Origin of the sequence: Paramesorhizobium endophyticum (assembly GCF_014640615.1) — a bacterium.
GTDB lineage: Bacteria > Pseudomonadota > Alphaproteobacteria > Rhizobiales > Rhizobiaceae > Paramesorhizobium > Paramesorhizobium endophyticum.
Map to the genome: position 1 here is coordinate 173243 of NZ_BMHH01000006.1, position 25185 is coordinate 198427.

At 62.2% G+C, this 25185-nt stretch carries 25 protein-coding genes; 17 read left to right on the forward strand and 8 right to left on the reverse strand.

The window, feature by feature from the left end:
• The first annotated feature begins 26 nt into the window (after positions 1-26).
• From IEX53_RS09650 to IEX53_RS09660, 3 genes are all read left to right on the forward strand, one after another.
• Entirely contained in the window at positions 27-785 is a 759-nt protein-coding gene (locus IEX53_RS09650; protein WP_188823855.1) for a GNAT family N-acetyltransferase, read from the forward strand.
• Entirely contained in the window at positions 782-1201 is a 420-nt protein-coding gene (locus IEX53_RS09655) for a (deoxy)nucleoside triphosphate pyrophosphohydrolase (RefSeq protein WP_188823857.1), read from the forward strand. The genes IEX53_RS09650 and IEX53_RS09655 overlap by 4 nt, the downstream gene beginning before the upstream one ends.
• A 77-nt stretch (positions 1202-1278) precedes the next feature.
• A complete protein-coding gene (locus IEX53_RS09660; RefSeq protein ID WP_188823859.1) occupies positions 1279-1605 on the forward strand; it encodes a hypothetical protein in 327 nt (108 codons plus the stop codon).
• Here the strand turns inward: IEX53_RS09660 and IEX53_RS09665 are convergent.
• The gene (locus tag IEX53_RS09665; RefSeq protein ID WP_188823862.1) at positions 1602-2486 is read right to left on the reverse strand and encodes a methyltransferase domain-containing protein; all 885 of its coding nucleotides are present in this window, start codon (positions 2484-2486) and stop codon (positions 1602-1604) included. The genes IEX53_RS09660 and IEX53_RS09665 overlap by 4 nt on opposite strands.
• 115 nt (positions 2487-2601) lie before the next feature.
• Between IEX53_RS09665 and IEX53_RS09670 the strand changes: the two genes are divergently transcribed.
• Positions 2602-3336 (forward strand): ComF family protein, encoded by a 735-nt coding sequence (locus IEX53_RS09670; protein ID WP_236016116.1) that lies wholly within the window; start codon positions 2602-2604, stop codon positions 3334-3336.
• Positions 3337-3480: 144 nt separating this feature from the next.
• Here the strand turns inward: IEX53_RS09670 and gloB are convergent, their stop codons facing one another.
• The 6 genes from gloB to IEX53_RS09700 all read right to left on the reverse strand — a co-directional run bounded on the left by gloB (position 3481) and on the right by IEX53_RS09700 (position 8720).
• Positions 3481-4266, reverse strand: a complete 786-nt coding sequence (gene gloB / locus IEX53_RS09675; RefSeq protein ID WP_188823866.1) for a hydroxyacylglutathione hydrolase — start codon at positions 4264-4266, stop codon at positions 3481-3483.
• A complete protein-coding gene (locus IEX53_RS09680; protein WP_188823868.1) occupies positions 4266-4934 on the reverse strand; it encodes a septation protein A in 669 nt (222 codons plus the stop codon). Before IEX53_RS09680 ends, gloB begins: the two co-directional genes overlap by 1 nt.
• A complete protein-coding gene (gene ftsY, locus IEX53_RS09685) occupies positions 4935-6245 on the reverse strand; it encodes a signal recognition particle-docking protein FtsY (protein ID WP_188823870.1) in 1311 nt (436 codons plus the stop codon).
• A 25-nt stretch (positions 6246-6270) separates the two neighbouring features.
• A complete protein-coding gene (gene mtaB / locus IEX53_RS09690; RefSeq protein WP_188823872.1) occupies positions 6271-7554 on the reverse strand; it encodes a tRNA (N(6)-L-threonylcarbamoyladenosine(37)-C(2))-methylthiotransferase MtaB in 1284 nt (427 codons plus the stop codon).
• A complete protein-coding gene (gene dapF, locus IEX53_RS09695) occupies positions 7554-8453 on the reverse strand; it encodes a diaminopimelate epimerase (protein ID WP_188823874.1) in 900 nt (299 codons plus the stop codon). Before dapF ends, mtaB begins: the two co-directional genes overlap by 1 nt.
• 102 nt (positions 8454-8555) lie before the next feature.
• Positions 8556-8720 carry a DUF1328 domain-containing protein gene (locus IEX53_RS09700; RefSeq protein ID WP_188823875.1) on the reverse strand — a complete coding sequence of 55 codons (165 nt, stop codon included), beginning with the start codon at positions 8718-8720 and terminating at the stop codon, positions 8556-8558.
• A 338-nt stretch (positions 8721-9058) separates the two neighbouring features.
• Between IEX53_RS09700 and IEX53_RS09705 the strand changes: the two genes are divergently transcribed.
• The 11 genes from IEX53_RS09705 to lpdA all read left to right on the forward strand — a co-directional run bounded on the left by IEX53_RS09705 (position 9059) and on the right by lpdA (position 22330).
• Positions 9059-9622, forward strand: coding sequence for a protease inhibitor Inh/omp19 family protein (locus IEX53_RS09705; RefSeq protein ID WP_188823877.1), 564 nt, complete (start codon positions 9059-9061; stop codon positions 9620-9622).
• 123 nt (positions 9623-9745) lie between these two features.
• The gene (zapE, locus tag IEX53_RS09710; protein ID WP_188823879.1) at positions 9746-10933 is read left to right on the forward strand and encodes a cell division protein ZapE; all 1188 of its coding nucleotides are present in this window, start codon (positions 9746-9748) and stop codon (positions 10931-10933) included.
• Positions 10934-11306: 373 nt separating this feature from the next.
• On the forward strand, positions 11307-12269 hold the full coding sequence (gene mdh, locus IEX53_RS09715; RefSeq protein WP_188823881.1) for a malate dehydrogenase: 963 nt from the start codon (positions 11307-11309) through the stop codon (positions 12267-12269).
• Between the two features lie 153 nt (positions 12270-12422).
• A complete protein-coding gene (sucC, locus tag IEX53_RS09720; protein ID WP_188823883.1) occupies positions 12423-13619 on the forward strand; it encodes an ADP-forming succinate--CoA ligase subunit beta in 1197 nt (398 codons plus the stop codon).
• A 4-nt stretch (positions 13620-13623) separates the two neighbouring features.
• Complete coding sequence (locus IEX53_RS09725; RefSeq protein ID WP_188823884.1) at positions 13624-13995, forward strand: cupin domain-containing protein; 372 nt, start codon at positions 13624-13626, stop codon at positions 13993-13995.
• Between the two features lie 9 nt (positions 13996-14004).
• Positions 14005-14907 carry a succinate--CoA ligase subunit alpha gene (gene sucD / locus IEX53_RS09730; protein ID WP_188823886.1) on the forward strand — a complete coding sequence of 301 codons (903 nt, stop codon included), beginning with the start codon at positions 14005-14007 and terminating at the stop codon, positions 14905-14907.
• A gap of 199 nt (positions 14908-15106) precedes the next feature.
• Complete coding sequence (locus tag IEX53_RS09735) at positions 15107-18112, forward strand: 2-oxoglutarate dehydrogenase E1 component (protein WP_188823888.1); 3006 nt, start codon at positions 15107-15109, stop codon at positions 18110-18112.
• 45 nt (positions 18113-18157) lie between these two features.
• Complete coding sequence (gene odhB / locus IEX53_RS09740; RefSeq protein WP_188823890.1) at positions 18158-19393, forward strand: 2-oxoglutarate dehydrogenase complex dihydrolipoyllysine-residue succinyltransferase; 1236 nt, start codon at positions 18158-18160, stop codon at positions 19391-19393.
• A 264-nt stretch (positions 19394-19657) separates the two neighbouring features.
• Positions 19658-20299 (forward strand): LysE family translocator, encoded by a 642-nt coding sequence (locus IEX53_RS09745; protein WP_188824009.1) that lies wholly within the window; start codon positions 19658-19660, stop codon positions 20297-20299.
• A gap of 21 nt (positions 20300-20320) precedes the next feature.
• On the forward strand, positions 20321-20848 hold the full coding sequence (locus IEX53_RS09750) for a hypothetical protein (RefSeq protein WP_373288621.1): 528 nt from the start codon (positions 20321-20323) through the stop codon (positions 20846-20848).
• A gap of 78 nt (positions 20849-20926) precedes the next feature.
• Positions 20927-22330 (forward strand): dihydrolipoyl dehydrogenase, encoded by a 1404-nt coding sequence (gene lpdA / locus IEX53_RS09755; protein ID WP_188823893.1) that lies wholly within the window; start codon positions 20927-20929, stop codon positions 22328-22330.
• Between the two features lie 385 nt (positions 22331-22715).
• On the opposite strand, the gene IEX53_RS09760 is transcribed toward lpdA, so the two are convergent.
• Complete coding sequence (locus IEX53_RS09760) at positions 22716-23672, reverse strand: tyrosine recombinase XerC (RefSeq protein WP_188823895.1); 957 nt, start codon at positions 23670-23672, stop codon at positions 22716-22718.
• A gap of 121 nt (positions 23673-23793) precedes the next feature.
• Here IEX53_RS09760 and rimM point away from each other — a divergent pair, with 121 nt between their 5' ends.
• Positions 23794-24336 carry a ribosome maturation factor RimM gene (gene rimM / locus IEX53_RS09765; protein ID WP_188823898.1) on the forward strand — a complete coding sequence of 181 codons (543 nt, stop codon included), beginning with the start codon at positions 23794-23796 and terminating at the stop codon, positions 24334-24336.
• A complete protein-coding gene (trmD, locus tag IEX53_RS09770; protein WP_188823900.1) occupies positions 24333-25031 on the forward strand; it encodes a tRNA (guanosine(37)-N1)-methyltransferase TrmD in 699 nt (232 codons plus the stop codon). The genes rimM and trmD overlap by 4 nt, the downstream gene beginning before the upstream one ends.
• Positions 25032-25185 lie beyond the last annotated feature (154 nt).

Sequence of the window (25185 nt, forward strand, 5' to 3'; positions counted from 1 at the left end):
GCGGAGACCGGTTTTGGGAAAAAGACATGATGCCCGGGCTTGCGACTGTCCGGCAGGTCGAGGCGGTCGGCTTTCGCGCGTGGCCCGCAGCCAATGTGCATTATGACGGCACCTGGGCAATCCGGGTGACGCCGGGGTTCCCTTCCCGGCGGCTGAACTCCGTCAACGCTCTCGATCCCGCCGATATCAGCGACATTCCCGCCCGCGTCGCGCGCGCCTCGCAGCATTTGCGGGAGCATGGCAGGCGTCCGGCCTTCCGGCAGACGCCGCTGACCCCGCCGGAGCTTATCAATTATCTCGACGCCAAGGGCTGGGCATCCGGCAACGAGACATCGGTGATGATCGCTGATCTCTCGGCGATGAATCTTGAAGGAGCAATCGACCAACTGCCTTTGCGCGATATCGGGCGCTATGCCGACGCCTCGCTGAAAATCCATTGTCGCGAGGATGATCTACAGCCAGGATTTTTGCAGGTTCTGGGCGGTATCAAGCCGAACCGGGGCATGTTCGTGATCGAGGAGGAGGGCAGCCCGCTTGCCACCGCGCTTTGCGTGCAGGATGGGGCGATGGCGGGCATCTTCGACGTGGCCACCGCCGAGGCAAGCCGCCGGCGCGGCCATGCGCGCGCCATTGTCGCCTCCGCGTTCAAATGGGCGCGCAAGAACGGCGCCAAGACCGCCTGGCTGCAGGTCGAGGCGGACAATGCTCCTGGGCGTGCGCTCTATGAAGGCTTCGGCTTCAGGGAAATCTATCGCTACATTTATCGTGAAAGCCCGGAAGCATGAAGGAAGAGAACCCCACACGCCCGATTCTCCTCGTTGCCGCCTGCGCGCTCATCGATACCGATGGCCGGGTGCTTCTGACGCAGCGCCCAGAGGGCAAGCCGCTTGCCGGGCTCTGGGAATTTCCGGGCGGCAAGGTGGAGCCGGGCGAGACGCCCGAGGAAACGCTGATCCGAGAGCTTGCGGAAGAGATTGGCATCGTGACCAAGCCCACCTGCCTCGCCCCGCTCACCTTCGCGAGCCATGCTTACGAGAATTTCCATCTGCTGATGCCGCTCTATGTCTGCCGCCGTTATGAGGGAATCGCGCGTCCTCTCGAAGGCCAGCAGCTGAAATGGGTTCGCCCGGTGAACCTGCGCGACTATCCGATGCCGCCGGCGGACGAGCCGCTCATTCCCTTTCTCATCGACCTTTTATGATGCGTTAACCCAACGGTTTAAACGATCCTTCACCTCGATCTGGCAAATCTGGAACCGGGCGGGACCGGAGTTTTCAGATGAGTTTTGACGATCGTTCCTTCAAAAAGAATTATAGCGGCTATTATTCCAAGCCCATGGCGGAAGCGCGTTCGGGCGCATTGCGGGTTGCGCTGCTGTTCGGTTCGGCGGTGATCGCGCTGGCGCTGATCCTGGTGCCGGTCCTCAACAACCGCCCCAACAATGATGTCGTGACGCAATCGCTGTTTCCGACTGGGGTCGATACGATGGCGACCGGATCGATCCGCAATTCGCAGGGCTACACCGTGCGCAGAAGCGTGCTCCAGCCGACGCCCGATGCGGTGTGCATCATTCATCAGGACGGAACGAAGAAGGGCGCTTGCTAGGACTTGTTCTCCGCCGCTTTCAGCGCCTCGGCCAGTGAGGCCTTGGCGGAGCCGGGCTTCAAGGGCTGCTGCTGCGAGGCGTGCGGAGCCCAGCCGGACATCCAGATCAATGAGAAGGTGGCGCGGATGCGGCCGTCGGGGTCGCTGAAGCGTTCGGCATAGATCTCAGCCGCGCGGGCGAAGAAGCGGCGGGTGAGCGGCTTGCGCGAGCGTCCGGCGAGGCTGTTTTGCATCCCCATGGCTCGCAAATCCCTTATCAGCGCGAACATGTGATCGTAGCGCACAGTGAAGCTTTCGACATCGGTGACGGGCAGCGCAAAACCCGCCCGTTGCAGGAGCGCGCCCACATCGCGCACATCGGCAAAGGGCGCGACGCGGGGCGATGCGCCGCCGGTCAGTTCCGCTTCCGCCGCCAGCAAGCTTTCGCGCAATTCGCCCAGCGTGCCGCCGCCCGCCATCGCACCGAGGAAAAGCCCGTCCGGCTTCAGCGCATGGCGAATCTGGAAAAGGGCGCCGGGCGTGTCGTTGGTAAGTTGTAGCGACAGGAGCGAGACGATCAGGTCGGCGCTGGCGGGGCCGAGCGGCAGCGCTTCGTCATCGGCGATGATGCCAGGGTGGGACGTGCGCAGAAAGGTTCGATCCTGCTCGATGCGGAGGATCGTTTCAGCCTTGCCGGAGCGCTCGATGGCTTCGGCGCCAAGACCGGTATGGCCGCCGAGGTCGATAGCCACGGGAAATCTGCGTTCCACTGTGGTCAGACGGTCTTCGAGATCGTCCGCCGCCCGCGCCAGCAGGAAATCATCGCCCGGCGCGAATTTCGCCATGGCGCGCTTGCGGTGCGTCTGGATGAGCTTGCGGTCGAACAGGCCGTTTTCCTGCATGGATCGCGCCTTTTCCTTCCCTGCCTGTTCCGGCATGATATGCTTTGCGAAGCCTAAATGCGTCCGAACGGGGGCAATTGCAATGGATGAAAAGGGGCAAAGCCGTGCAGCCGGGATGCGCGCGATCACAAATTGGGTGGTTCAGACGACGGCGAGCGTGCTCTTTCCTGCGCAATGCGCCGGTTGCGGGCGGGCAGTAGCCAATCCCGGCACGCTGTGCGGGCGGTGCTGGCCGCGTTTGCGCTTCATCGAGCGACCATATTGCGCGGTGATGGGGACGCCCTTTTCGCACGATCTGGGCGATAATTTCCTTTCAGCCGAGGCCATTGCTGATCCGCCGCCTTTCCGAAGGGCGCGGGCCGCGGTTATGCATGACGGCGTTCCGCAACGGATGGTCGTCGGCCTCAAATATCATGACCAGACAAATCTTGCGCCCTGGATGGCGCGGTGGATGCTACGGGCCGGAAGCGAGCTTTTCGCGGATTGCGATGTTGTCATACCGGTTCCCCTCCATCGCTACCGCCTGTGGTCGCGGCGCTTCAACCAGGCGGCGGAGCTCGCTCGCGCGCTTGCGCGAGAGTCTGGCAAGCCATTCGAGCCGGAAGCGCTACGCCGCGTCAAGCGTACCCGCCAGCAGGTGGGTCTTCCCGCTACCGAGCGCCAACGCAATGTGAGCGGCGCATTCCGCGTGCCGCCGGAGCATGAAATCAAGGTGCGAGGTCGAAACGTCCTGCTGATCGATGATGTATACACCACCGGCGCCACTGTGAAGGCGGCAACGCGAGCGCTGCTGCGCGCCGATGCGGCGGCGGTGGATGTGCTGACGTTTAGCCGGGTATTAAATGAGTGAGTGGATGGGAACGAACACTCGTCGTCCTCGTCCTTGTGGTGAGGATGCCATCACTGCAAAGCCGCGCCAGAATAAGACATGTCGTTGAATCGCACCCGCAGTAGATCCTCGCCACGAGGGCGAGGATGACGGAGAGGCAGGATCTCAGAAATGATCCTTCCGCTTGCGGATTTCCGCAAAGATCTCCTCATTACTGGCATTCTGCATCCCCAGCCTTACGCGGATTCCCTGATCGTGCCAGCGCAGGAAGGGGTTGGTGGCCATTTCGAGGGCGATGGTGGTGGGAAGGGTCGGCTTGCCGGCTTCGCGCAGGCGGGTGATTTCCTTTGCGCGCTCCTTCAGCGCCGGGTTTTCCGGATCGATGGTGAGGGCGAAGCGGGCGTTGCTCTCGGTATATTCATGGCCGCAATAAACCGCCGTCTCGCCAGGCAGCGCCACGAGACGGGAGAGTGAGCGGAACATGGTCGCCGGGGTGCCTTCGAAAAGCCGGCCGCAGCCCAGCGCGAACAGCGTGTCGCCCGTGAAGACCACCTTGGCCTGTGGGAGATAATAGGAAACCTCGCCCGCCGTATGACCGGGGGTTTCGATCACCTCCACGTCGAAGCGGCCGAACTGGAAACGGTCGCCATGGGAAACGGTGCGGTCGATGCCGGGAATCTTGTCCTTCTCCGCTTCCGGACCGGTGATCGTCAGGCCGAACTTGGCTTTGAGGGCCAGGTTGGCTTCGACATGGTCGATGTGGTGGTGGGTGGTGTAGATCTCGTCCAGCGTCCAGCCGCGCCGTTTCAGGGCAGCCAGAACAGCCGTTTCTTCCGGCGCGTCGATGGCGGCGGTGAGGCCGCTTTCGGGGTCGTGGATCAGCACGCCGAAATTGTCGCTGCGGCAGCTGAATTGCTCGATTTCGAGTGGCGGTAGTGGAGCTATGGGCATTATTTCTTCTCCGGGGCAGCTTCTAGAGAATGTTTCATGATGAGCGGCATCTGGGAAAGCGTGAAAATCACGGTGATGGGCATGATGCCCCAGACCTTGAAGGCAACCCAGGTATCGGTGGAAAAATTGCGCCACACCACCTCGTTGAGGACGGCGAGCAGCAGGAAGAACAGGCCCCAGCGGAAGGTGAGCTTGCGCCAGCCTTCCGCGTCGAGCTTGAAAGCCTGATCGAAGACATAGCCGAGCAGGGATTTGCCGAAGACGAGGCCGCCCAGGAGCACGACGCCGAAGAGGCCGTTGATGATGGTCGGCTTCATCTTGATGAAGGTGTCGTTGTGGAGCCACAGCGTCAGCGTGCCGAAGACGAGGACGACGACGCCCGATACGAGCGGCATGATCGGCAGGGTGCGCGTCATCGCCCATGAGACGGTGAGCGCGATCACCGTCGCGGCCATGAAGAGAGCAGTGGCGAGAAAGATCGGCCCGCCGAAAAGCCCAAGGGACGGAAAGCGCTCAAGCAGCCATTCCCCGCGCGAATTGGCGAAGAAGAAGACGAGCAGCGGACCAAGCTCCAGCGCCAGTTTCAGGAGCGGCGGCACTTCCTTGCGAATAGGGTCCGACGCGGCTGCCGGGTCGGAGGGATCGCGTTCGAAAATCGGATGTTCCATTCATGCCACTCCTGCGATTGCGCGGGCGAAATCATTCGCGGCGAAGGGTTCGAGGTCGTCGATGCCCTCGCCGACGCCGATGAAATAGACCGGCAGCTTGTGGCGGGCTGCGATGGCGACAAGGATGCCGCCGCGCGCCGTGCCGTCGAGCTTGGTCATGACGAGGCCGTTGACGCCAGCGATATTCTTGAAAATCTCCACCTGGTTCATGGCGTTCTGCCCGGTGGTGGCGTCGAGGGTCTGAAGCACCGTATGCGGCGCTTCCGGGTCGTTCTTACCGAGAACGCGGACGATCTTGGCAAGTTCATCCATCAGTTCGGTCTTGTTCTGCAAGCGCCCGGCGGTGTCGATGATGAGCACATCGCTGCCCGCGGCCTTCGCCTTTTCCCATGCATCATAGGCAAGGCCGGCGGCATCGGCGCCGAGCCTGGAGGAGACGACCGGCGCGCCGGTGCGCTCGCCCCAGATGTGGAGCTGCTCGATCGCGGCGGCGCGGAAGGTGTCGCCCGCCGCCAGCATCACTTTGAGCCCGCCCGCTGTGAGCTTTGCCGCCAGCTTGCCGATGGTGGTGGTCTTGCCGGTGCCGTTGACGCCGACGACCAGAATTACATGGGGCTTGTGGGAGAGGTCGAGTTCCAGGGGCTTCGCGACCGGGGCCAGCACCTTCTCGATCTCCGCGCTCATGATGGCGCGCACTTCGTCCGTGGCGATGTCCTTGCCGTAGCGTCCGGAAGCCAACGCGTCGGTGATGCGCGTCGCGGTCTCTAAGCCAAGGTCGGCCTGGATCAGTACGTCTTCCAGATCCTGCAGCGTATCTTCGTCCAGCTTGCGCTTGGTGAAGATGCCGCCGATGGAATCGCCCAATTGCTGCGAGGAGCGCGACAGGCCCTTGCGCAGGCGCTGAACCCAAGTGCCCTTCTTTTCCGGCTCGGGGGCGGGGGCTTCTTCCTCGTCGCGTGCTTCGACCGCCTTGCCGACCGCGACCTTTTTCGGTTGCGGCTTTTGCGGGGCGGGCTCGAGGATGAATTCTTCCCCGGTGGACGGCGTTTCCGGTAGAGGCGCGGCAGGGGACGGCTCGACGGCAGGGGGCGCGTCGATGGTGATTTCGAATTCGGTGACCGGCGCTTCTTCAGCCTCGGCGAGAGGCTGTTGAGCCTCCTCCTCGAAGGCTTCTTGCGGCGCTATTTCCTCGGCAGCCTGCGCCGCCGCGACCTCTTCAGGCGCATCCGCGTTCGGCGCCTCTTCGACCGGCGTTTCCTCGACCTTTTTTTTGCCGAAGGAAAAGATCTTCTTGATGAATCCGATAGCCATCTAGGGTTAGGACCTGTTCAATCTATCAAGCTGCCTGGGCGTTTGCAGGCTTAGCGATCAGTTTCTCGCCGTCATGTCCGGTGATGCGGCGTTCGATGATGGTGCCCGGCTCGCCGCCGTCGAGCGCGGTGAGAGTAAACCCGTCGGTGCGGCCCAGCCCTTCGCGCTCCACCAATATTTTCTGCACGGTGCCCTGAAGCTTATCGAGGTGCGCGGCATAGGCGCGGTCGCCTTCTGCGCGCAGCCGCGCGGCGCGTTCCTTCACCGTCTGGCGCGCCACCTGCGGCATCCGCGCGGCGGGGGTGCCCTCGCGGGGCGAGAAGGGGAAGACGTGCAGATGCGTCAGCCCGCATTCTTCCACGATATCAAGCGAGTTCTGGAACATCTCCTCGGTTTCGGTCGGGAAACCGGCGATGATGTCGGCGCCGAAGACGATGTCGGGGCGGATCTGCCGTACCGTCTCGCAGAAGCGGATGGAATCGTCGCGCAGGTGCCGGCGCTTCATGCGCTTGAGGATCATGTTGTCGCCCGATTGCAGCGACAGATGCAGATGCGGCATCAGGCGCTTCTCACTCGCCAGCGCCTCCATCAGGTCGTCATCGGCCTCGATGGAATCGATGGAGGAAAGGCGCAGGCGCTGGAGGTCCGGCACCTGGGAGAGGATGGTCTTGATAAGCTTGCCAAGGCGAGGAGTGCCCGGCAGATCGGGACCGTAGCTGGTCATATCGACGCCGGTCAGCACCACCTCCAGATAGCCATTGCCGACGAGGCGCTTCACCTGCTCCACCACCGCGCCCATCGGCACGGAGCGGGAATTGCCGCGGCCATAGGGGATGATGCAGAAGGTGCAGCGATGGTCGCAGCCATTCTGAACCTGCACGAAGGCGCGGGCGCGGCCCTCTATGGCGTCTACCATGTGGCTCGCGGTCTCGCGCACTTCCATGATGTCGTTGACGCGGACCTTTTCGAACTGGTTCACTCCGAAATCCGGCAGCATGCGGTAGGAGTTGGCTTTCAGCTTTTCTTCATTGCCGAGAACGAGGTCGACCTCATCCATGGATGCGAAATCGTCCGCGCCGGTCTGCGCGGCGCAGCCGGTGACGATGATGCGCGCCTTGGGGTTCTCGCGTCGTGCCTTGCGGATCGCCTGCCGCGCCTGCCGTACGGCCTCGCTGGTGACGGCGCAGGTGTTGAAGACGATGGCGCCGCCTTCGACCTGCCCCAGACCCGCTGCGTCGGCCTCCCGCTTCATCACCTCGGATTCGTAGGTGTTGAGGCGGCAGCCGAAGGTGACGATCTCGACGGCCATTATGCGCTACCCCGCTCGGCCATCTGGAGGGGGACGTTGGAACTCCATTCGCCCGTGGCGGGGTCGAAACGTCCGGAGAATTCAAACTCCGCCGGGCCGGTCATCAGCACATGATCATCCTTGCGCCATTCGATCTCCAGCGAGCCGCCGGGAACGGTAACGGTGACGCTGCGGCTGGTCCGCCCGGTGCGCGCAGCGCTGACGGCGGCGGCGCAGGCGGCGGAACCACAGGCGCGGGTGAGGCCCGCGCTGCGCTCCCAGGTGCGCAAGGTCAGCGCATCGTTCGCCGTGACCTCAGCAATGGAGATATTGGCGCGCTCGGGGAAGATCGGGTGGTTTTCCAGGAGCGGGCCGAATTTTTCGAGTTCATAGGACCAGACGTCGCGCTCGACCCAGAAAATCGCGTGCGGATTGCCCATGGAGGCGACGGAAGGCGAATGCAGCACGGGCGCGTCGATGGGACCGACCTGCAATTCGATCCGGCGCGTATCGGCGAATTCCTCGGCAAGCGGGATTTCCTGCCAGCCGAAACGCGGCTTGCCCATATCTACGGTGATGAGCCCATCGGAGCGTTCTTCAGCTGTCAGGATTCCTGCCAGGGTCTCGAAGGTGAAGCGGTCGTGCCCGGTTTCAGCGCCAAGCGCCTGCACGACGCAGCGCATGCCATTGCCGCAGGCCTGGGCGAGCGTGCCGTCGCAATTGATGATCTCGATATAGTAATTGGTATCCGGTGTGCGCGGATCGTGAATGGCCATGATCTGGTCGAACTTCGTCGCCGGGTGACGCGCGAGCGCTATGGCCGCCGCCGGAGCGATACGGTCGCCGCGCCCGCGCATGTCGGCAACGATGATCTCGTTGCCCAGTCCGTTCATCCTGGCAAAAGCCGCCTGTACGCCCATGGCTCTTCGCTATGGTCCCATATTGTTGCGAATAATGGGACTATATGGCGGAATTGGCGGCCAATTGCCAGACTCTCATTCCGGACATGGTTTCAGGCGCCATCACCGGGGGATGAAGCCGCCGAAGAGGACCGCGAGCAGGAGCAGGATAAGGCCGACGAAAATCAGCAGCCTGACGCCGGTCGCGGCGACTCCGGCAATGCCGTGAAAACCCAAAAAGCTGGCGATGACCGCCACGACGAAAAGAACGATAATCCAATGCAGCATAATTCAGTCCCCTTCCAGCGGTTTTAATCGGTAGTACAGTTCTTCAATGATTGAAGTCCGTTCCGGTTCCGCTTTGCTGGCTCACGGCAGAGGAAGGGTGTGACATCCTTGCCCCAGTCATGGAGTTTTTTCGGCTGAAATGCGGGGCCGGGGAGGCCATGGCGGCGAAAAACTGCACGCGTGGTTGCATTTTCGACAACATCGCCATTTTATCACCATGGCTTTAGTCGCATGGTCTTTTCCGAAAAGTCTCCAACTTTTCGGGACATGCTCTGGAATATTGATTGACCAAAGGCAGTGCCGGGAATACGAGGCCCGCCTGCGCAGAGGAGATAGTGATGGAGATTTCAAGAACGAGGGGAATTTCGAAGGCGGGGCTGATGAGCCTTGCGGCGGTCGCCATTCTTGCTACTGGCTGCCAGAGCGAGCGGATGGGCAATCTCGACACCGTTTCGCCGCCCCCTCCGCCGCCGCCCTTGCGGGCCGCGCCCACCGGCAATGTGCAGCAGAGCGCTCTGCCTGCGCCGGGCGCCTCGCAATTTCCGGCTCCGCCCTCCGGCCCGCAGGGCGCGGCTCCCGGCGAAGGCACGCAGATGGCCAGCCTGCCGCCCGAAACAGCGCCGGAACTGACGCCCGGCAAGGTTGCCGGCGTCTGGACGGCTTCGATTGCGGGGCAGACCTGCAAGATCGCGACGCCACAGACGAAATTCGGCCAAGGCTATCGCGCCGGTCCGCTGAAATGCCCGGCGGAACTGGCCAGTCTCGGTTCCTGGATGGTCAACGGCAAGCAGCTCGCCCTCTATGACAAATCCGGCGGTACGGTGGCGACGCTCTATTCGTCCAGCGACGGCCGTTTCGACGGGCAGACCTCCAGCGGCCAAGCTATCAGCCTCTCGCGTTAGAGCGCTATTCGCTCCGATGGTATCAGAGCGGCAATCTAACTATTCGTTTTAGGCCGCATGATCTTATCCGAAAAGTCTGCAACTTTTCGGGATCATGCTCTAATCAATATCGGCGGAACGGAAATGTCTTTTGACCAGAAGCTGAAGGCGTTTCCGTCTGTCCGCGAGCGTTATGATGCGCTGGCCTCCGCCGGGGAAATCGATCCGGATGCGGCCCAGCGGGCGCTGGCGGGCCGATTCGACCGGCTGATCGAGGAGATCGGCGAAAAGCGCCTCTCCAAGAAGACGAGCGCGCTTGGCTGGCTGTTCGCGCGCAAGGCGGCGAACCGTGAGCCAGTCAAAGGCCTCTATGTCTATGGCGAGGTCGGGCGCGGCAAGACCATGCTCATGGACATGTTCTACGGGCTGGTGCCGGTGAAGCGGAAGCGCCGCGCGCATTTCAACGATTTTCTAGCCGATGTGCACGAGCGCATCCATGCCCACCGGCAGGCGTTCAAGCGCGGCGAGACGAAGCAGGAAGACCCGATCCCGCCGGTCGCCGATGCCTTGGCGGAAGCGGCATGGGTGCTCTGTTTCGACGAGTTCACGGTGACCGATATCGCCGATGCGATGATCCTGTCGCGGCTCTTCAGCGCGCTGTTCGAGCGCGGCGTGGTGCTGGTGGCGACGTCGAATGTCGCGCCCGATAATCTCTATCGCGACGGGCTTAACCGCCAGCTCTTCCTGTCTTTCATCGATTTGCTGAAGACCCATGTGGATGTCGTCAATCTCGACGCCCGCACGGATTACCGGCTGGAAAAGCTCAACCGCCAGCCGGTCTATGTGACGCCGCTGGGAGATGAGGCGAAGCGCCAGGTGGACGCGGCGTGGGCTGTGGCCACTGACGGCGCGAAGGAGCATTCTGACGTTCTGGTCGTGAAAGGGCATGAGGTGGCAGTGCCGCGCGCGGCGGGAAGCGCGGCGCGTTTCTCCTTCGGCGACCTCTGCACCAAACCGCTCGGCGCGTCGGACTACATAGCGGTGGTCAGGCGCTATCACACGATCTTTATCGATGATGTGCCGGTGCTCGATTATTCGCGCCGCAATGAGGCGAAGCGGTTTATTCTGCTGATCGATACGCTCTACGACCATCACGCCCGGCTGGTAATCTCGGCGGAAGCGATGCCGGACAAGCTCTATTCCGCGCCATCGGGCACCGAAGTCTTCGAGTTCGACCGCACTGCGTCACGCTTGTTTGAGATGCAGAGCGAGGAGTATTTGCGGGACGCGGAGGTGGGGGATCCGCGGGTGGTTGCCGAGGGTGCGGCTTGATTACCCCTCATCCGACCGCGCTTCGCGCGCCCACCTTCTCCCACAAGGGTAGAAGGGAGGTAACTGGCATCGCCGCAATTGCCAATCGCCAAACGTCAGCGACTCGCGGGGTCGATGATGCAGCGCTCCGGATGAGGGGTTCAGGCTGCGACAGATGCGTATATCCCCTCGTTCCGCCATTGATCTGCCAAATTTAATTGACGTTTACGTAAGAGTTTTTATTTCTAACCGATTGAAAATATTGATCACAAAAGAATCGGTTGAGTTCTTTTTCAAACAGGCATATCGACAAGCCCAGTTGCTTGAGCCTTTCGGGAAGGTTGCCGGGGATTCAGGCATTTCTTGGCACCACAGTTCAGGGAAGAAAACCAGCATGGCACGCAACAAGATTGCCCTCATTGGCGCTGGCATGATCGGCGGCACGCTCGCCCATCTGGCCGGTCTGAAGGAACTCGGCGACGTCGTTCTGTTCGACATCGCCGAGGGCACCCCGCAAGGCAAGGGCCTCGACATTGCCGAATCCTCGCCCGTCGATGGGTTCGACGCCAAGTTCACCGGCGCGAACGACTATGCCGCCATCGAGGGCGCTGACGTCGTCATCGTCACCGCCGGCGTGCCGCGCAAGCCGGGCATGAGCCGCGACGATCTGCTGGGCATCAACCTCAAGGTCATGGAGCAGGTAGGCGCGGGCATCAAGCAATATGCGCCTGATGCCTTCGTCATTTGCATCACCAACCCGCTCGACGCCATGGTCTGGGCGCTGCAGAAATTCTCCGGCCTGCCGCAGAACAAAGTGGTCGGCATGGCGGGCGTGCTCGACTCGGCCCGCTTCCGCTATTTCCTTGCCGAAGAGTTCGGCGTGTCCGTGGAAGACGTGACGGCCTTCGTGCTCGGCGGCCACGGCGATTCGATGGTGCCGCTGGCCCGTTATTCGACCGTCGCCGGCATTCCGCTGCCTGACCTCGTCAAGATGGGCTGGACCTCGCAGGAGAAGCTCGACCAGATCATCCAGCGCACCCGTGACGGCGGCGCGGAGATCGTTGGTCTCCTCAAGACCGGCTCGGCTTTCTATGCCCCGGCTGCCTCGGCCATTGCCATGGCGGAGAGCTATCTCAAGGACAAGAAGCGCGTTCTTCCGGTCGCGGCCCATCTTACCGGCCAGTATGGCGTCAAGGACATGTATGTCGGCGTTCCCGTCGTCATCGGCGCAAACGGTGTGGAGCGTGTGATCGAGATCGCCCTCGACGCCGGCGAAAAGGCGGAGTTCGACAAGTCGGTCGCCGCGGTCAAAGGCCTCTGCGACGCCTGCGAAACCATCGCGCCGTCGCTGAAGTAAAAATTCAACCGATCGTGATCTTACCATCACGATCGGTTCACCATCATCTGGATATGTTCCGCGTGTTTTATCGCATGATCTTATCCGAGAAAGTCTGCAACTTTTCGGGATCATGCCGAAGCCCGCGCCAGCCATCCGACAAAGGACATCCGTATGAACATTCATGAATATCAGGCCAAGCGCCTGCTCCACTCCTACGGAGCGCCGATCGCCAATGGCGTGGCCATCTATTCCGCAGAGCAGGCGGAGGAGTGGGCCAAGGCGCTGCCGGGCCCGCTCTATGTGGTCAAGAGCCAGATCCATGCCGGCGGTCGCGGCAAGGGCAAGTTCAAGGAGCTCGGCCCCGACGCCAAGGGCGGCGTGCGCCTCGCCAAGTCGGTCGACGAAGTGGTCGCCAACGTCAATGAGATGCTGGGCAAGACGCTCGTCACCAAGCAGACCGGCCCCGCCGGCAAGCAGGTGAACCGCCTCTATATCGAGGACGGCGCGGATATCGAGCGCGAGCTTTATCTCTCGATCCTGATCGACCGCTCGGTCGGCCGCCCGGCCTTCGTCGTTTCGACGGAAGGCGGCATGGACATCGAGGCGGTCGCCGAAGAGACGCCTGAAAAGATCGTCACCGTCGCCATCGACCCGGAAGCAGGCGTGACGGACGAGGACGCGGCCAAGCTCGCCGATGCGCTGAAGCTGGAAGGCGCGGCGCGTGAAGACGGCCTCAAGCTCTTCCCGATCCTCTACAAGGCCTTCACCGAGAAGGACATGAGCCTCCTCGAAATCAACCCGCTGATCGTGATGACGAACGGCCGCCTGCGCGTCCTCGACGCCAAGGTGTCCTTCGACAACAATGCGCTGTTCCGTCATCCTGATATTGTCGAGCTGCGCGACACGACCGAGGAAGATGACAAGGAAATCGAGGCGTCCAAGTATGACCTCGCTTATGTGGCGCTCGACGGCAATATCGGCTGCATGGTCAATGGCGCGGGCCTCGCCATGGCGACGATGGACATCATCAAGCTCTACGGCGCGGAGCCGGCGAACTTCCTCGATGTCGGCGGCGGCGCTTCCAAGGAGAAGGTCACGGCGGCGTTCAAGATCATCACCGCCGATCCCGCGGTCGAGGGCATCCTGGTCAACATCTTCGGCGGCATCATGAAGTGCGACGTTATTGCCGAGGGCGTGATCGCGGCGGTGAAGGAAGTGGGCCTCAAGGTTCCGCTGGTCGTCCGTCTCGAGGGCACCAATGTCGAACTCGGCAAGAAGATCATCAACGAGAGCGGCCTCAACGTCATTTCGGCCGACGATCTCGACGACGCGGCGCAGAAGATCGTTGCGGCCGTGAAGGAGGCATGATCCCATGCCACCCCGGAAAATCAATCTGCTCGAGGCGGCGGACAATAGCATCGACAAGGTGTTCGATCCTCATGTCGCCGGCGACGTGAATGATTCCCAGGTGAAGGTCGCAAAATTTGGCGAGGTTTTCGATTGGCATGCGCACGAAAACGAGGATGAAGGCTTCCTCGTGCTTCGTGGGCGGATCGCGATCGATTTCCGGGATGGTTCCGTCGAGCTCGGTGAGGGCGAATTCCTTGTCGTGCCAAAAGCGGTTGAACACCGTCCGCGTTCGCTGACCAATGAACCCGTGGTCCTGATGTTCGAGCCGGCCACGACCCTTAATACAGGCAACGCCAAGAGTGACCTTACCGTCACCGAGCTGAAGCGGCTGTAGGAGATAGAATTGTCAATACTCGTCAACAAGGACACCAAGGTCCTCGTGCAGGGCCTCACCGGCAAGACCGGCACCTTCCACACCGAACAGGCGCTGGCCTATTACGGCACGCAGATGGTCGGCGGCATCAATCCGAAGAAGGGTGGCGAAACCTGGACCGGGTCGAAGGGCGAAAGCCTGCCGATCTTCGCGACCGTTGCGGAAGGCAAGGAAGCGACCGGCGCGAATGCATCGGTCATCTATGTGCCGCCCGCAGGCGCGGCGGCCGCGATCATCGAGGCGATCGAGGCGGAAATTCCGCTGATCGTCTGCATCACCGAGGGCATCCCTGTCATGGACATGGTGCAGGTGAAAGCGAAGCTCGACAAGTCGAAGTCGCGCCTTCTCGGGCCGAACTGCCCCGGCGTCCTGACCCCGGAAGAGTGCAAGATCGGCATCATGCCGGGCAATATCTTCAAGAAGGGCTCGGTGGGTGTTGTTTCTCGCTCCGGCACCCTTACCTATGAGGCAGTGTTCCAGACGTCGAACGAAGGCCTCGGCCAGACGACGGCGGTGGGCATTGGCGGCGACCCGGTCAAGGGCACGGAATTCATCGACATCCTCGAGATGTTCCTGGCCGATGACGAAACCAAGTCGATCGTGATGATCGGCGAAATCGGCGGCTCGGCGGAAGAAGACGCGGCGCAGTTCCTCAAGGACGAGGCCAAGCGCGGACGGAAGAAGCCGATGGTCGGCTTCATCGCCGGACGCACCGCCCCTCCGGGACGCACCATGGGCCATGCTGGCGCCGTCATCTCCGGCGGCAAGGGCGGCGCGGAAGACAAGATCGCGGCGATGGAGTCGGCGGGCATCCGCGTTTCCCCGTCGCCTGCACAACTCGGCAAGACCCTTGTCGAGGTGCTGAAGGGCTAAGGCAGCAAGGGAATAGGGCAACAAGGCAGTAGGGAATAATAAATCATATTGCCTGTTGCCGGATTACCCTAGCGCCCTTTCGAGTATTAAGAGAGTAAGCGAATAGGGCTGCGAAGAAATATTGGCGACATGATGCCTTATTACTTTGCAGCTCTCTTCAACTCTTTACAGGAGACGGAGCGAGCCTCCGGCAGGACAAATGGCAAGGCAGGAACAAGCCAACGACGTTTTCGCTCTTACTTCATTCCTCTACGGCGGCAATGCCGACTATATCGAGGAGCTATACGCGAAGTATGAGAACGACCCGGCATCGGTCGATCCGCAGTGGCGGGATTTCTTCGCCAATCTCAAGGACGATGCCGCGGATGTGAAAAAGAACGCGCAAGGCGCGTCCTGGACGAAGCCGAACTGGCCGATCGTCGCCAATGGCGAACTCGTCTCCGCGCTCGACGGCAATTGGGGCGAAGTCGAAAAACATATTACCGACAAGCTCAAGGGCAAGGCGGCGAAGGGCGCGGCCAATGGCGCCGGCGCTCCGGCCTTGACCGAGGCGGAAATCACCAATGCGGCGCGCGATTCCGTCCGCGCCATCATGATGATCCGCGCCTACCGGATGCGCGGCCATCTGCATGCCAAGCTCGACCCGCTGGGCCTTGCCGAGCCGCCGGAAGACTACAAGGAACTGGCGCCGGAAACCTATGGCTTCACGCCCGCCGATTACGACCGCAAGATCTTCATCGATAATGTGCTGGGTCTCGAATACGCGACGATCCCGCAGATGCTGGAGATCCTGAAGCGGACCTATTGCTCGACCATCGGGGTCGAGTTCATGCACATTTCCGATCCCGCCGAGAAGGCATGGATCCAGGAGCGCATCGAAGGGCCGGACAAGGCCATCACCTTCTCGCCCGAGGGCAAGAAGGCGATCCTGTCGAAGCTCATCGAGGCTGAGGGGTTCGAGCAGTTCCTCGACGTCAAGTACAAGGGCACCAAGCGCTTCGGCCTCGACGGCGGCGAGTCGCTCATCCCGGCGCTGGAGCAGATCGTCAAGCGCGGCGGCCAGATGGGCCTCAAGGAAGTCGTGCTGGGCATGGCGCATCGCGGCCGTCTCAACGTGCTTTCCCAGGTGATGGCGAAGCCGCACCGCGCGATCTTCCACGAGTTCAAGGGCGGCTCCGCCGCGCCTGACGATGTGGAAGGATCGGGTGACGTGAAGTACCATCTGGGCGCTTCCTCCGACCGCGAGTTCGACGGCAACAAGGTTCACCTGTCGCTGACGGCCAACCCCTCGCATCTGGAAATCGTCAACCCCGTGGTGATGGGCAAGGCGCGCGCCAAGCAGGACCTGCTTGCGGGCCGCATCCGCGACGAGGTGGTGCCGCTTTCCGAGCGCGCCAAGGTAATGCCGCTGCTGATCCATGGCGATGCGGCGTTTGCCGGCCAGGGCGTGGTGGCGGAGTGCTTCGGCCTTTCCGGCCTCAAGGGCTACCGGGTCGGCGGCACGCTGCACGTCATCATCAACAACCAGATCGGCTTCACCACCAATCCGGCCTTCTCGCGCTCCTCGCCCTATCCGTCCGATGTGGCGAAGATGGTTGAAGCGCCGATCTTCCATGTGAATGGCGACGATCCGGAAGCTGTGGTCTATGCGGCGAAGGTTGCGACCGAATTCCGCATGATCTTCCACAAGCCTGTCGTCATCGACATGTTCTGCTATCGCCGCTTCGGTCACAATGAAGGCGACGAGCCGGCATTCACGCAGCCGCTGATGTACAAGGTGATCCGCGCACAGCGGACGACGCTGCAGGTCTATGGCGACAAGCTCATCGCTGAAGGTCTCGTCACGCAGGACGAGGTCGACAAGATGAAGGCTGACTGGCGCGCGCGTCTCGAAAACGAGTTCGAAGCGGGCCAGAGCTACAAGCCGAACAAGGCCGACTGGCTGGACGGCGCGTGGTCGGGCCTGCGCAAGGCGGACAATGAGGACGAGCAGCGCCGCGGCAAGACGGCGGTGCCTGTCAAGACGCTGAAGGAAATCGGCAAGAAGCTGGTCGAAGTGCCCGCGGGCTTCCATGTCCACCGCACCATCCAGCGCTTCCTCGATAACCGTGCCAAGATGATCGAGACGGGCGAGGGTATCGACTGGGCGACCGCCGAGGCGCTGGCTTTCGGCTCGCTGGTGACGGAGGGCCATCCAATCCGCCTTTCGGGCCAGGATGTCGAGCGCGGCACCTTCTCGTCACGCCACTCCGTGCTCTACGACCAGGAGAACGAGCAGCGCTATATCCCGCTCAACAATCTGCAAAAGGGCCAGGCGATCTACGAGGTCATCAACTCGATGCTTTCGGAAGAAGCGGTGCTGGGCTTCGACTATGGCTATTCGCTGGCCGAGCCGCAGGCGCTGACCCTGTGGGAAGCGCAGTTCGGCGATTTCGCCAATGGCGCGCAAGTGGTGTTCGACCAGTTCATCTCGTCGGGCGAGCGCAAATGGCTGCGCATGTCCGGCCTCGTCTGCTTGCTTCCGCATGGCTATGAGGGACAGGGGCCGGAACATTCGTCGGCCCGCCTGGAGCGCTGGCTGCAGATGTGCGCGGAAGACAACATGCAGGTTGCCAACGTTACCACGCCGGCTAACTATTTCCACATCCTGCGCCGCCAGATGAAGCGCGACTTCCGCAAGCCGCTGATCCTGATGACGCCGAAATCGCTGCTGCGCCACAAGCGCGCCGTATCGACGCTGGCCGAAATGTCGGGCGAGAGCGCGTTCCACCGCCTGCTGTGGGACGATGCGCAATATCTCAAGGACCAGCCGATCAAGCTTGCCAAGGATTCGAAGATCCGCCGCGTCGTCATGTGCTCGGGCAAGGTCTATTACGATCTTTACGAGGAACGCGAGAAGCGCGGCATCGACGATGTCTATCTGCTGCGCATCGAGCAGCTCTATCCGTTCCCGGCCAAGGCGCTCATCACCGAGCTCTCGCGTTTCCGCGGCGCGGAGATGGTGTGGTGCCAGGAAGAGCCGAAGAACATGGGCGCGTGGTCTTTCATCGATCCGTATCTCGAATGGGTGCTCGCCCATATCGACGCCAAGCATCAGCGGGTGCGCTATGCCGGGCGTCCGGCGGCGGCCTCTCCGGCCACGGGGCTGATGTCCAAGCACCTCTCACAGCTCGAAGCGTTCCTCGAAGATGCTTTAGGCTCCTGAAACAAACGCAACCGAACAGACTGATCCAAACGGAAGAGCAAGATCATGGCGACCGAAATCCGCGTTCCCACTCTCGGGGAATCCGTCAGCGAGGCAACCATCGGAAAGTGGTTCAAAAAGGTGGGCGACGCGATCGCCGCCGACGAACCGCTGGTCGAACTTGAAACCGACAAGGTGACGGTCGAGGTTCCCGCCCCGGCGGCAGGGACCCTTGGCGAAATCTCCGCCAAGGAAGGCGATACGGTGGAGCCCGGAGCGCTGCTGGGAATGATCGAGGCTGGCGGCGCTGCCGCCGCTCCGGCGGCGAAAAAGGAAGAGGCGAAGGCGGCTGCCGAGGCTCCGAAGACCTCGGCTCCCGCCTCTGCGCCCGCACTGTCAGCTTCCGGCCCGGCCATGGCTCCGGCTCCCTCCGCCGCGAAGCTCCTGTCGGAGTCCGGTGTTTCCGCCGATCAGGTGGAAGGTTCCGGCAAGCGCGGCCAGGTGCTGAAGGGCGACGTGCTGGAAGCCCTGTCGAAGGGAATCGCGGCTCAGGCGCCTGAAGCGCCGAAGGCGGCCCGTGCGCCGTCCGCAGCTCAGGATGAGGCGCGCGAGGAGCGGGTGAAGATGACCCGCCTGCGCCAGACCATCGCGCGGCGTTTGAAGGACGCGCAGAACACGGCGGCGATGCTGACCACCTTCAACGAGGTGGACATGAAGCCGGTCATGGACCTGCGCAACCGATACAAGGAGCTGTTCGAGAAAAAGCACGGCGTGAAGCTGGGCTTCATGGGTTTCTTCACCAAGGCGGTGACCCATGCGCTGAAGGAAATCCCGGCAGTCAATGCCGAGATCGATGGCACCGACCTCATCTACAAGAACTATTGCAACATCGCGGTGGCTGTCGGCACCGACAAGGGGCTGGTGGTTCCTGTCGTGCGCGACGCCGACGAGATGACGATCGCCGAGATCGAAAAGGAAATCGGCCGGCTCGGCAAGGCCGCGCGCGACGGCCAGCTCTCTGTTGCCGACATGCAGGGCGGCACCTTCACCATCTCGAATGGCGGCGTCTATGGCTCGCTGATGTCGACGCCGATCCTCAATGCGCCCCAGTCCGGCATCCTCGGCATGCACAAGATTCAGGAGCGTCCGGTCGTCGTCGGCGGGCAGATCGTCATCCGCCCGATGATGTATCTGGCGCTCTCCTACGATCACCGCATCGTCGACGGCAAGGAAGCGGTGACCTTCCTCGTCCGCGTCAAGGAGACGCTGGAAGATCCGGAGCGTCTGGTGCTGGATTTGTAAAGCGGTCTTAATTTGAAATGCTGGTGCGAGGCGCCCCCCCCTCTGTCCTGCCGGACATCTCCCCCGCAAGGGGGGAGATTACGCCTTCATCAACGCTTGGCGCTAATCGCTAGCGTTGTAGAATGTGCGTGGAGGGTGGCGCCAGCCAATCTCCCCCCTTGCGGGGGAGATGCCCGGCAGGGCAGAGGGGGGCGCTGTCCCGCCGACGTTACTATTTGAATACCAGGTGCTCTAACTTCACCGGCGTCCCGGAGAACGACCATGATGCAGTACGCGATCGAATTTGCCGGGCTGATGGCGGTGTGGTCGATCATGATCGTGTCGCCGGGCGCGGATTTTGCGCTGGTGGTGCGCCAGAGCATCGTGCATGGGCGCCGCGCGGCAATCATCACCAGCTTCGGCATCGGCTGCTCGATCCTGTTTCATATCGGCTATACGATCCTTGGGCTGGGCCTGCTCGTATCGAAATCGCTGCTGCTCTTCTCCATTATCAAATGGGCGGGCGCGGGCTATCTGATTTACCTCGGCATCAAGGCGCTGCGGGAAAAGGAGACCGGGACGCCCGACATAGCCGCTGATATTCCCGAGACCGAGGCCGCGCGCATTTCCGCGTGGCGCTGCTTCCTCATGGGCTTCGTCACCAATGCGCTCAATCCGAAAGCAGTGCTGTTCTTCCTGTCGCTGTTTTCCTCGCTCGTCAGCCATGAGACGCCGATCGCCATCCAGGGCATTTACGGGCTCATCATGGCCACGACGCTGATCGCCTGGTTCGTCGGCGTCTCGACCTTCTTCACGCTCGCCTCGGTGCGCGAGCGCTTCACCGCCTGGGGCCGCTGGTTCAACCGCGTTACCGGCATGGTGTTTATCGGTCTGGGCATCAGGCTTGCCGCGCAGCAGGCGAATTGAGGGAGCACACGCATGCGCATGATAAAGACGATTGCATTCATGACGGCGACTGGCGTGAGCCTCGCCATGCCGCTTTCGGCTTACGCCGCCTGTACGCAGGATCGTGCGATCTACACCGACCGCGACGACCATTATGTGCTCGCTTTCAAGTCCATGCCGGAAGGCGCTCCGGTGACGACCACCAATGAATTCACGATCACCCAGAAGGGCGAGGCAGCGGACGCCAAGAAGGCTTTCAAGCTCGATGGCGTGGTGATGTGGACGGATGGCGTTTCCCGACCGAGCGGCCAGATCATGTATAATTGCCCCGATGGAGATGTCACCGGCGAGGAGCTCGAAGCCTGCATCGTGTGGCAGGGCGTCATCTATGGGCTGAAAGAGGGCGCGGAGGCGGAGTTGCTGCCGAAGGCCAAGGAGCCGGCGGCGCAGGCGTTGCTATTCCCCGATCTCGCCGGGGCGCTTGGGGCGACGGAGTTCGGCGAGACCAAGCCCGCCGAGCCGCTGTCGTGGGAAGTTTTTCGTTTCAAGGAATGTGCGCCTGAACAATAGGCGCTGTTGTTTAGCCGCATGATCTTACCTGGAAGTCTGCAACTTTTCGGGGATCATGCTTAGAAGAAGGATAGCTCAATGTCTTATGATGTCGTCGTCATCGGAACGGGACCCGGCGGATATGTTGCAGCCATCAAGGCGGCGCAGCTTGGCCTGAAAGTGGCCGTGATCGAAAAGCGCAAGACCTTTGGCGGCACCTGCCTCAATATCGGCTGCATCCCCTCCAAGGCGCTGCTTCATGCCTCGGAGATGTTCGCGGAAGCGGGCCATTCCTTCGATGCGCTCGGCGTCGAAGTCGCGCCGAAGCTGAATCTCACGAAGATGCTGGCGCATAAGGACGCGACGGTGAAAGCCAATGTCAACGGCGTCGAGTTCCTGTTCAAGAAGAACAAGATCGATACCTTCATCGGCACCGGCAAGGTGGTTTCCGCAGGCAAGGTTGCCGTGACGGCCGAAGACGGCACCACTCAGGAAATCGAGACGAAGAACATCATCATCGCCACCGGCTCTGACGTCGCGGGCATTCCCGGCGTCGATGTTGCCTTCGACGAGAAGATCATCGTCTCCTCCACCGGCGCACTCTCCTTCGACAAGGTGCCGGGCCATCTGGTCGTGGTCGGCGGCGGCGTCATCGGTCTGGAGCTTGGCTCTGTCTGGGCACGCCTTGGCGCGAAGGTGACGGTGGTCGAATATCTCGACAAGATCTTGGGCACCATGGATGGCGAGGTTTCGCGCCAGTTCCAGCGCATGCTGGAGAAGCAGGGAATCGAGTTCAAGCTGGGCGCGAAAGTGACCGGCGTCGAGAAGCTGAAGAAGGGCGCGAAGGTCACGTTCGAGCCGGTCAAGGGCGGCGACGCCGAGACCATCGAAGCGGATGCGGTGCTGGTGGCAACCGGCCGCAAGCCTTACACCGAAGGGCTGGGCCTCGAGGCGGCGGGCGTCACGCTCGACGAGCGCGGCCGCGTCGCCATCGACGATCATTGGCGCACCAATGTGCCGGGCATCTATGCTCTCGGCGATGTGGTGAAAGGCCCGATGCTGGCGCACAAGGCGGAAGACGAGGGCGTCGCGGTCGCGGAGATCATCGCTGGCCAGGCCGGACATGTGAATTACGACGTCATCCCCAGCGTCGTCTATACGCAGCCGGAAGTGGCTTCCGTCGGCAAGACCGAAGAGGAACTGAAGGCCGCGGGCATCGACTACAAGGTCGGTAAGTTCCCCTTCACCGCGAACGGCCGTGCCCGCGCCATGCTGCATACGGACGGCTTCGTGAAGATCCTCGCCGACAAGGCTACGGACAAGGTGCTCGGCGCGCATATCCTCGGCTTCGGCGCAGGCGAAATGATCCATGAACTTGCCGTGCTGATGGAATTTGGCGGCTCCTCGGAAGACCTCGCCCGCACCTGCCACGCGCACCCGACCATGTCGGAAGCCGTGCGCGAGGCGGCGCTCTCGACCTTCTTCAAGCCAATCCATATTTGAGGCCTTGCCTTATCCATCGAATACAAAAGCCCGGATCGCTCCGGGCTTTTGATTTTAGGGAGCCGGTGCTGTCGGCGTAGCCGGTTGCGGTGGTGGCGGGGCGCTGGTCCGATCGCCGCCTGCATAAATGTAATACACCGCACCCACGATAATGACGAGCAGGACCGCAGCCCAGATATAGGTGCTGCTGGACACGCCCGGCCTGGCCGTACCGCTGTCCATCGGACGCGGACGGTTCACGACAGGGTCATTGATCGTGCTTTGCCTGCCTTGCTGCAGGTTTGGGTCGAGTGGGTCAACCATTGCGCTCTCCTCCATCGATTGAGCAACGCCCCCACATGAAGCCAGAACGCCAAAAGTTTGGATTCGTTCCGGATGCCAAAGGCTATGCCCTTGGATGGGCCTTGTCGTAGATCTCCAGCAGCCGGGCGGTGTCCACGCCCGTATAGATCTGCGTCGTCGAGAGGCTGGCGTGGCCGAGCAGTTCCTGGATGGAGCGGAGATCACCGCCGGCGGCGAGCAGGTGCGTGGCGAAGGAGTGGCGCAGGGCGTGGGGGGTTGCCGTGTCGGGCAGGTTTAGAGCGCTGCGCAGCTTCTGCATTTCGCGCTGGATGATCGCGGGCTGCAACGGGCCGCCACGCGCGCCGCGAAAGAGCGGCGTGCCGGGCGCGAGGTCATAGGGGCAGAGGCGGCGATAGGCGTCGACGGCGCGGTGAACCACCGGTAGCAGCGGCACGAGACGGGTCTTGCCGCCCTTGCCCTTGATGGGAATGGAGCGGGCGGTGGCATCGGTGAGATCGGCCCCGTCGAGGCCCAGTGCTTCCGAAATGCGCAGGCCGCAGCCATAGAGCAGGGTCAGCACGGCGGCGTTGCGTGCGGCGATCCATGGCTCTTCGGCAAGCTGCTCGCCCGCTTCCACGACACGCTTTGCCTCCGCGGCGGCCAGGGGCTTCGGCAGGGATTTCGGCTGGCGCGGCGCGCGGATGGCGCTCGCTCCGGCGGCATTGGCCAGGCCCTGCCTTTCCAGATGGCGCAGCAGCGAGCGGATGCCGGCCAGCCCGCGCCCGAGCGTGCGTGCGCCCGCGCCGCCATTGCGCCGGTTCGCCAGGAATGAGCGCAGATCGGCAACGCGAAGCGCGCTCACATCCTTCAGGCAAGGTGGGCCGCCCAGATGTCCGGTCAGAAATTGCAGGAACTGCCGGGTATCGCGCTCATAGGCGTCCAGCGTGTTCTGCGACAGCCGGCGCGTGTTCTTGAGCGCGCTCAGCCATTCTGTCCGCGCCGCCATGAGATCGTCCTGCGCGGGCACGAGAAATTCTGTTTGGGCGGGTTTGGCGGTCATGAATCTTTTCCCCGGTCGTGACCCGGACCATGCCACTCATATGTTACAGAGTGGTTGCTTGTTTTTCCGGACTTCTGGTAAGCCGCAAGCGACAAATGATTGGCGCGGATAAGGAAATCCCATGCCCAAACCAGAAAATCCGGTGCTGATGGCCATTGTCGGCGCGGCGCACGGCACACGCGGCGAAGTGCGGGTGAAGACCTTTACCGGCGATCCGCTTGCGCTCGCTGATTACGGCCTGCTCTATGACAATACGGGCCGCAGCTTCGAAATCCTTGAAATCCGGCCGTCCAAAACGGTCGTTGTCGTACGGTTCAAGGGTGTCAACGACCGCACGGCGGCGGAAAAGCTGAACGGAACGGAGCTGTTCATCGACCGCGCGCAATTGCCCGAGGAATTGGACGAGGACGAGTTCTACCACGAAGACCTGATCGGCCTCGAAGCGGTCGACCTCGACGGCGCGTCCATCGGCGAGGTGACGGCGGTGTTCGATTTCGGCGGCGGCGATCTGCTTGAGCTTTCGACGCAGGGTCGCAAGCCCTATCTCATCCCCTTCACACAAAGCGCGGTGCCGCAAATCGATCTCGAGGGCGGGCGTCTGGTGGTCGATCCTGCCGCCGCCGGCCTCGTCGCCGACGACGACACGGATGGGCCCGACAAATGAGTTTTCGCGCGACGGTTCTGACCCTTTATCCCGAAATGTTCCCCGGGCCGCTCGGCATCTCCTTGGCGGGCAAGGCGCTGGCGGAAGAAAAATGGCGGCTGGAGACGGTGCAGATCCGCGATTTCGCCGAAGGCAAGCACCGTATGGTGGACGACACGCCTGCCGGCGGCGGTGCGGGCATGGTGATGAAGCCCGATGTGGTGGCGCGCGCCATCGACCATGTGGCGGATGACCGGCCCAAGCTCCTGATGAGCCCGCGCGGCGAGCCGCTGACGCAGAAGCGGGTGCGCGCATTGGCGGAGGGGCCGGGCGCGATCATCCTGTGCGGGCGCTTCGAAGGCGTCGACGAGCGGGTGATCGAGGGGCGCCATCTCGAAGAGATTTCCATCGGCGATTATATTCTCTCGGGGGGCGAAACGGCGGCTTTCGTGCTGCTGGACGCCATTGTCCGGCTGCTGCCCGGCGTCATGGGCAATGAGGAATCCGGCGAGACGGAGAGCTTCGAGACCGGGCTTCTGGAACACCCGCATTATACGCGGCCCCAGGTTTGGGAAGGGCGTACGATCCCGGAAATCCTCACGTCAGGCAATCACGGCGCCATCGACAAATGGCGGCGCGCGGAGGCGGAGCGCATCACGCGGGAAAGGCGACCGGATCTTTGGGAGGCCTATCAGGCGTCAACAAAGAAAAAGTAGTCTGCTTGATTAAATGCGCTCGATAGTGTATCTGCCGCGCAATCTCGGGGAAAAATCCCGAAATCCAGCAACCAATGAATGGTGAACTCGCTCCTGCCGCAAGGCATAGCTGCCCGGCCATGAGACTGTGCAGCAAGCGTCGAGCGCTCTGACC

What these genes read in the sequence shown, in the direction of transcription:
- IEX53_RS09650 (WP_188823855.1), top strand. Translation starts at nt 27, where the DNA reads ATGATGCCCGGGCTTGCGACTGTCCGGCAGGTCGAGGCGGTCGGCTTT.
- IEX53_RS09655 (WP_188823857.1), top strand. Translation starts at nt 782, where the DNA reads ATGAAGGAAGAGAACCCCACACGCCCGATTCTCCTCGTTGCCGCCTGC.
- IEX53_RS09660 (WP_188823859.1), top strand. Translation starts at nt 1,279, where the DNA reads ATGAGTTTTGACGATCGTTCCTTCAAAAAGAATTATAGCGGCTATTAT.
- IEX53_RS09665 (WP_188823862.1), bottom strand. Translation starts at nt 2,486, where the DNA reads ATGCAGGAAAACGGCCTGTTCGACCGCAAGCTCATCCAGACGCACCGC.
- IEX53_RS09670 (WP_236016116.1), top strand. Translation starts at nt 2,602, where the DNA reads ATGCGCGCGATCACAAATTGGGTGGTTCAGACGACGGCGAGCGTGCTC.
- gloB (WP_188823866.1), bottom strand. Translation starts at nt 4,266, where the DNA reads ATGCCCATAGCTCCACTACCGCCACTCGAAATCGAGCAATTCAGCTGC.
- IEX53_RS09680 (WP_188823868.1), bottom strand. Translation starts at nt 4,934, where the DNA reads ATGGAACATCCGATTTTCGAACGCGATCCCTCCGACCCGGCAGCCGCG.
- ftsY (WP_188823870.1), bottom strand. Translation starts at nt 6,245, where the DNA reads ATGGCTATCGGATTCATCAAGAAGATCTTTTCCTTCGGCAAAAAAAAG.
- mtaB (WP_188823872.1), bottom strand. Translation starts at nt 7,554, where the DNA reads ATGGCCGTCGAGATCGTCACCTTCGGCTGCCGCCTCAACACCTACGAA.
- dapF (WP_188823874.1), bottom strand. Translation starts at nt 8,453, where the DNA reads ATGGGCGTACAGGCGGCTTTTGCCAGGATGAACGGACTGGGCAACGAG.
- IEX53_RS09700 (WP_188823875.1), bottom strand. Translation starts at nt 8,720, where the DNA reads ATGCTGCATTGGATTATCGTTCTTTTCGTCGTGGCGGTCATCGCCAGC.
- IEX53_RS09705 (WP_188823877.1), top strand. Translation starts at nt 9,059, where the DNA reads ATGGAGATTTCAAGAACGAGGGGAATTTCGAAGGCGGGGCTGATGAGC.
- zapE (WP_188823879.1), top strand. Translation starts at nt 9,746, where the DNA reads ATGTCTTTTGACCAGAAGCTGAAGGCGTTTCCGTCTGTCCGCGAGCGT.
- mdh (WP_188823881.1), top strand. Translation starts at nt 11,307, where the DNA reads ATGGCACGCAACAAGATTGCCCTCATTGGCGCTGGCATGATCGGCGGC.
- sucC (WP_188823883.1), top strand. Translation starts at nt 12,423, where the DNA reads ATGAACATTCATGAATATCAGGCCAAGCGCCTGCTCCACTCCTACGGA.
- IEX53_RS09725 (WP_188823884.1), top strand. Translation starts at nt 13,624, where the DNA reads ATGCCACCCCGGAAAATCAATCTGCTCGAGGCGGCGGACAATAGCATC.
- IEX53_RS09735 (WP_188823888.1), top strand. Translation starts at nt 15,107, where the DNA reads ATGGCAAGGCAGGAACAAGCCAACGACGTTTTCGCTCTTACTTCATTC.
- odhB (WP_188823890.1), top strand. Translation starts at nt 18,158, where the DNA reads ATGGCGACCGAAATCCGCGTTCCCACTCTCGGGGAATCCGTCAGCGAG.
- IEX53_RS09745 (WP_188824009.1), top strand. Translation starts at nt 19,658, where the DNA reads ATGCAGTACGCGATCGAATTTGCCGGGCTGATGGCGGTGTGGTCGATC.
- lpdA (WP_188823893.1), top strand. Translation starts at nt 20,927, where the DNA reads ATGTCTTATGATGTCGTCGTCATCGGAACGGGACCCGGCGGATATGTT.
- IEX53_RS09760 (WP_188823895.1), bottom strand. Translation starts at nt 23,672, where the DNA reads ATGACCGCCAAACCCGCCCAAACAGAATTTCTCGTGCCCGCGCAGGAC.
- rimM (WP_188823898.1), top strand. Translation starts at nt 23,794, where the DNA reads ATGCCCAAACCAGAAAATCCGGTGCTGATGGCCATTGTCGGCGCGGCG.
- trmD (WP_188823900.1), top strand. Translation starts at nt 24,333, where the DNA reads ATGAGTTTTCGCGCGACGGTTCTGACCCTTTATCCCGAAATGTTCCCC.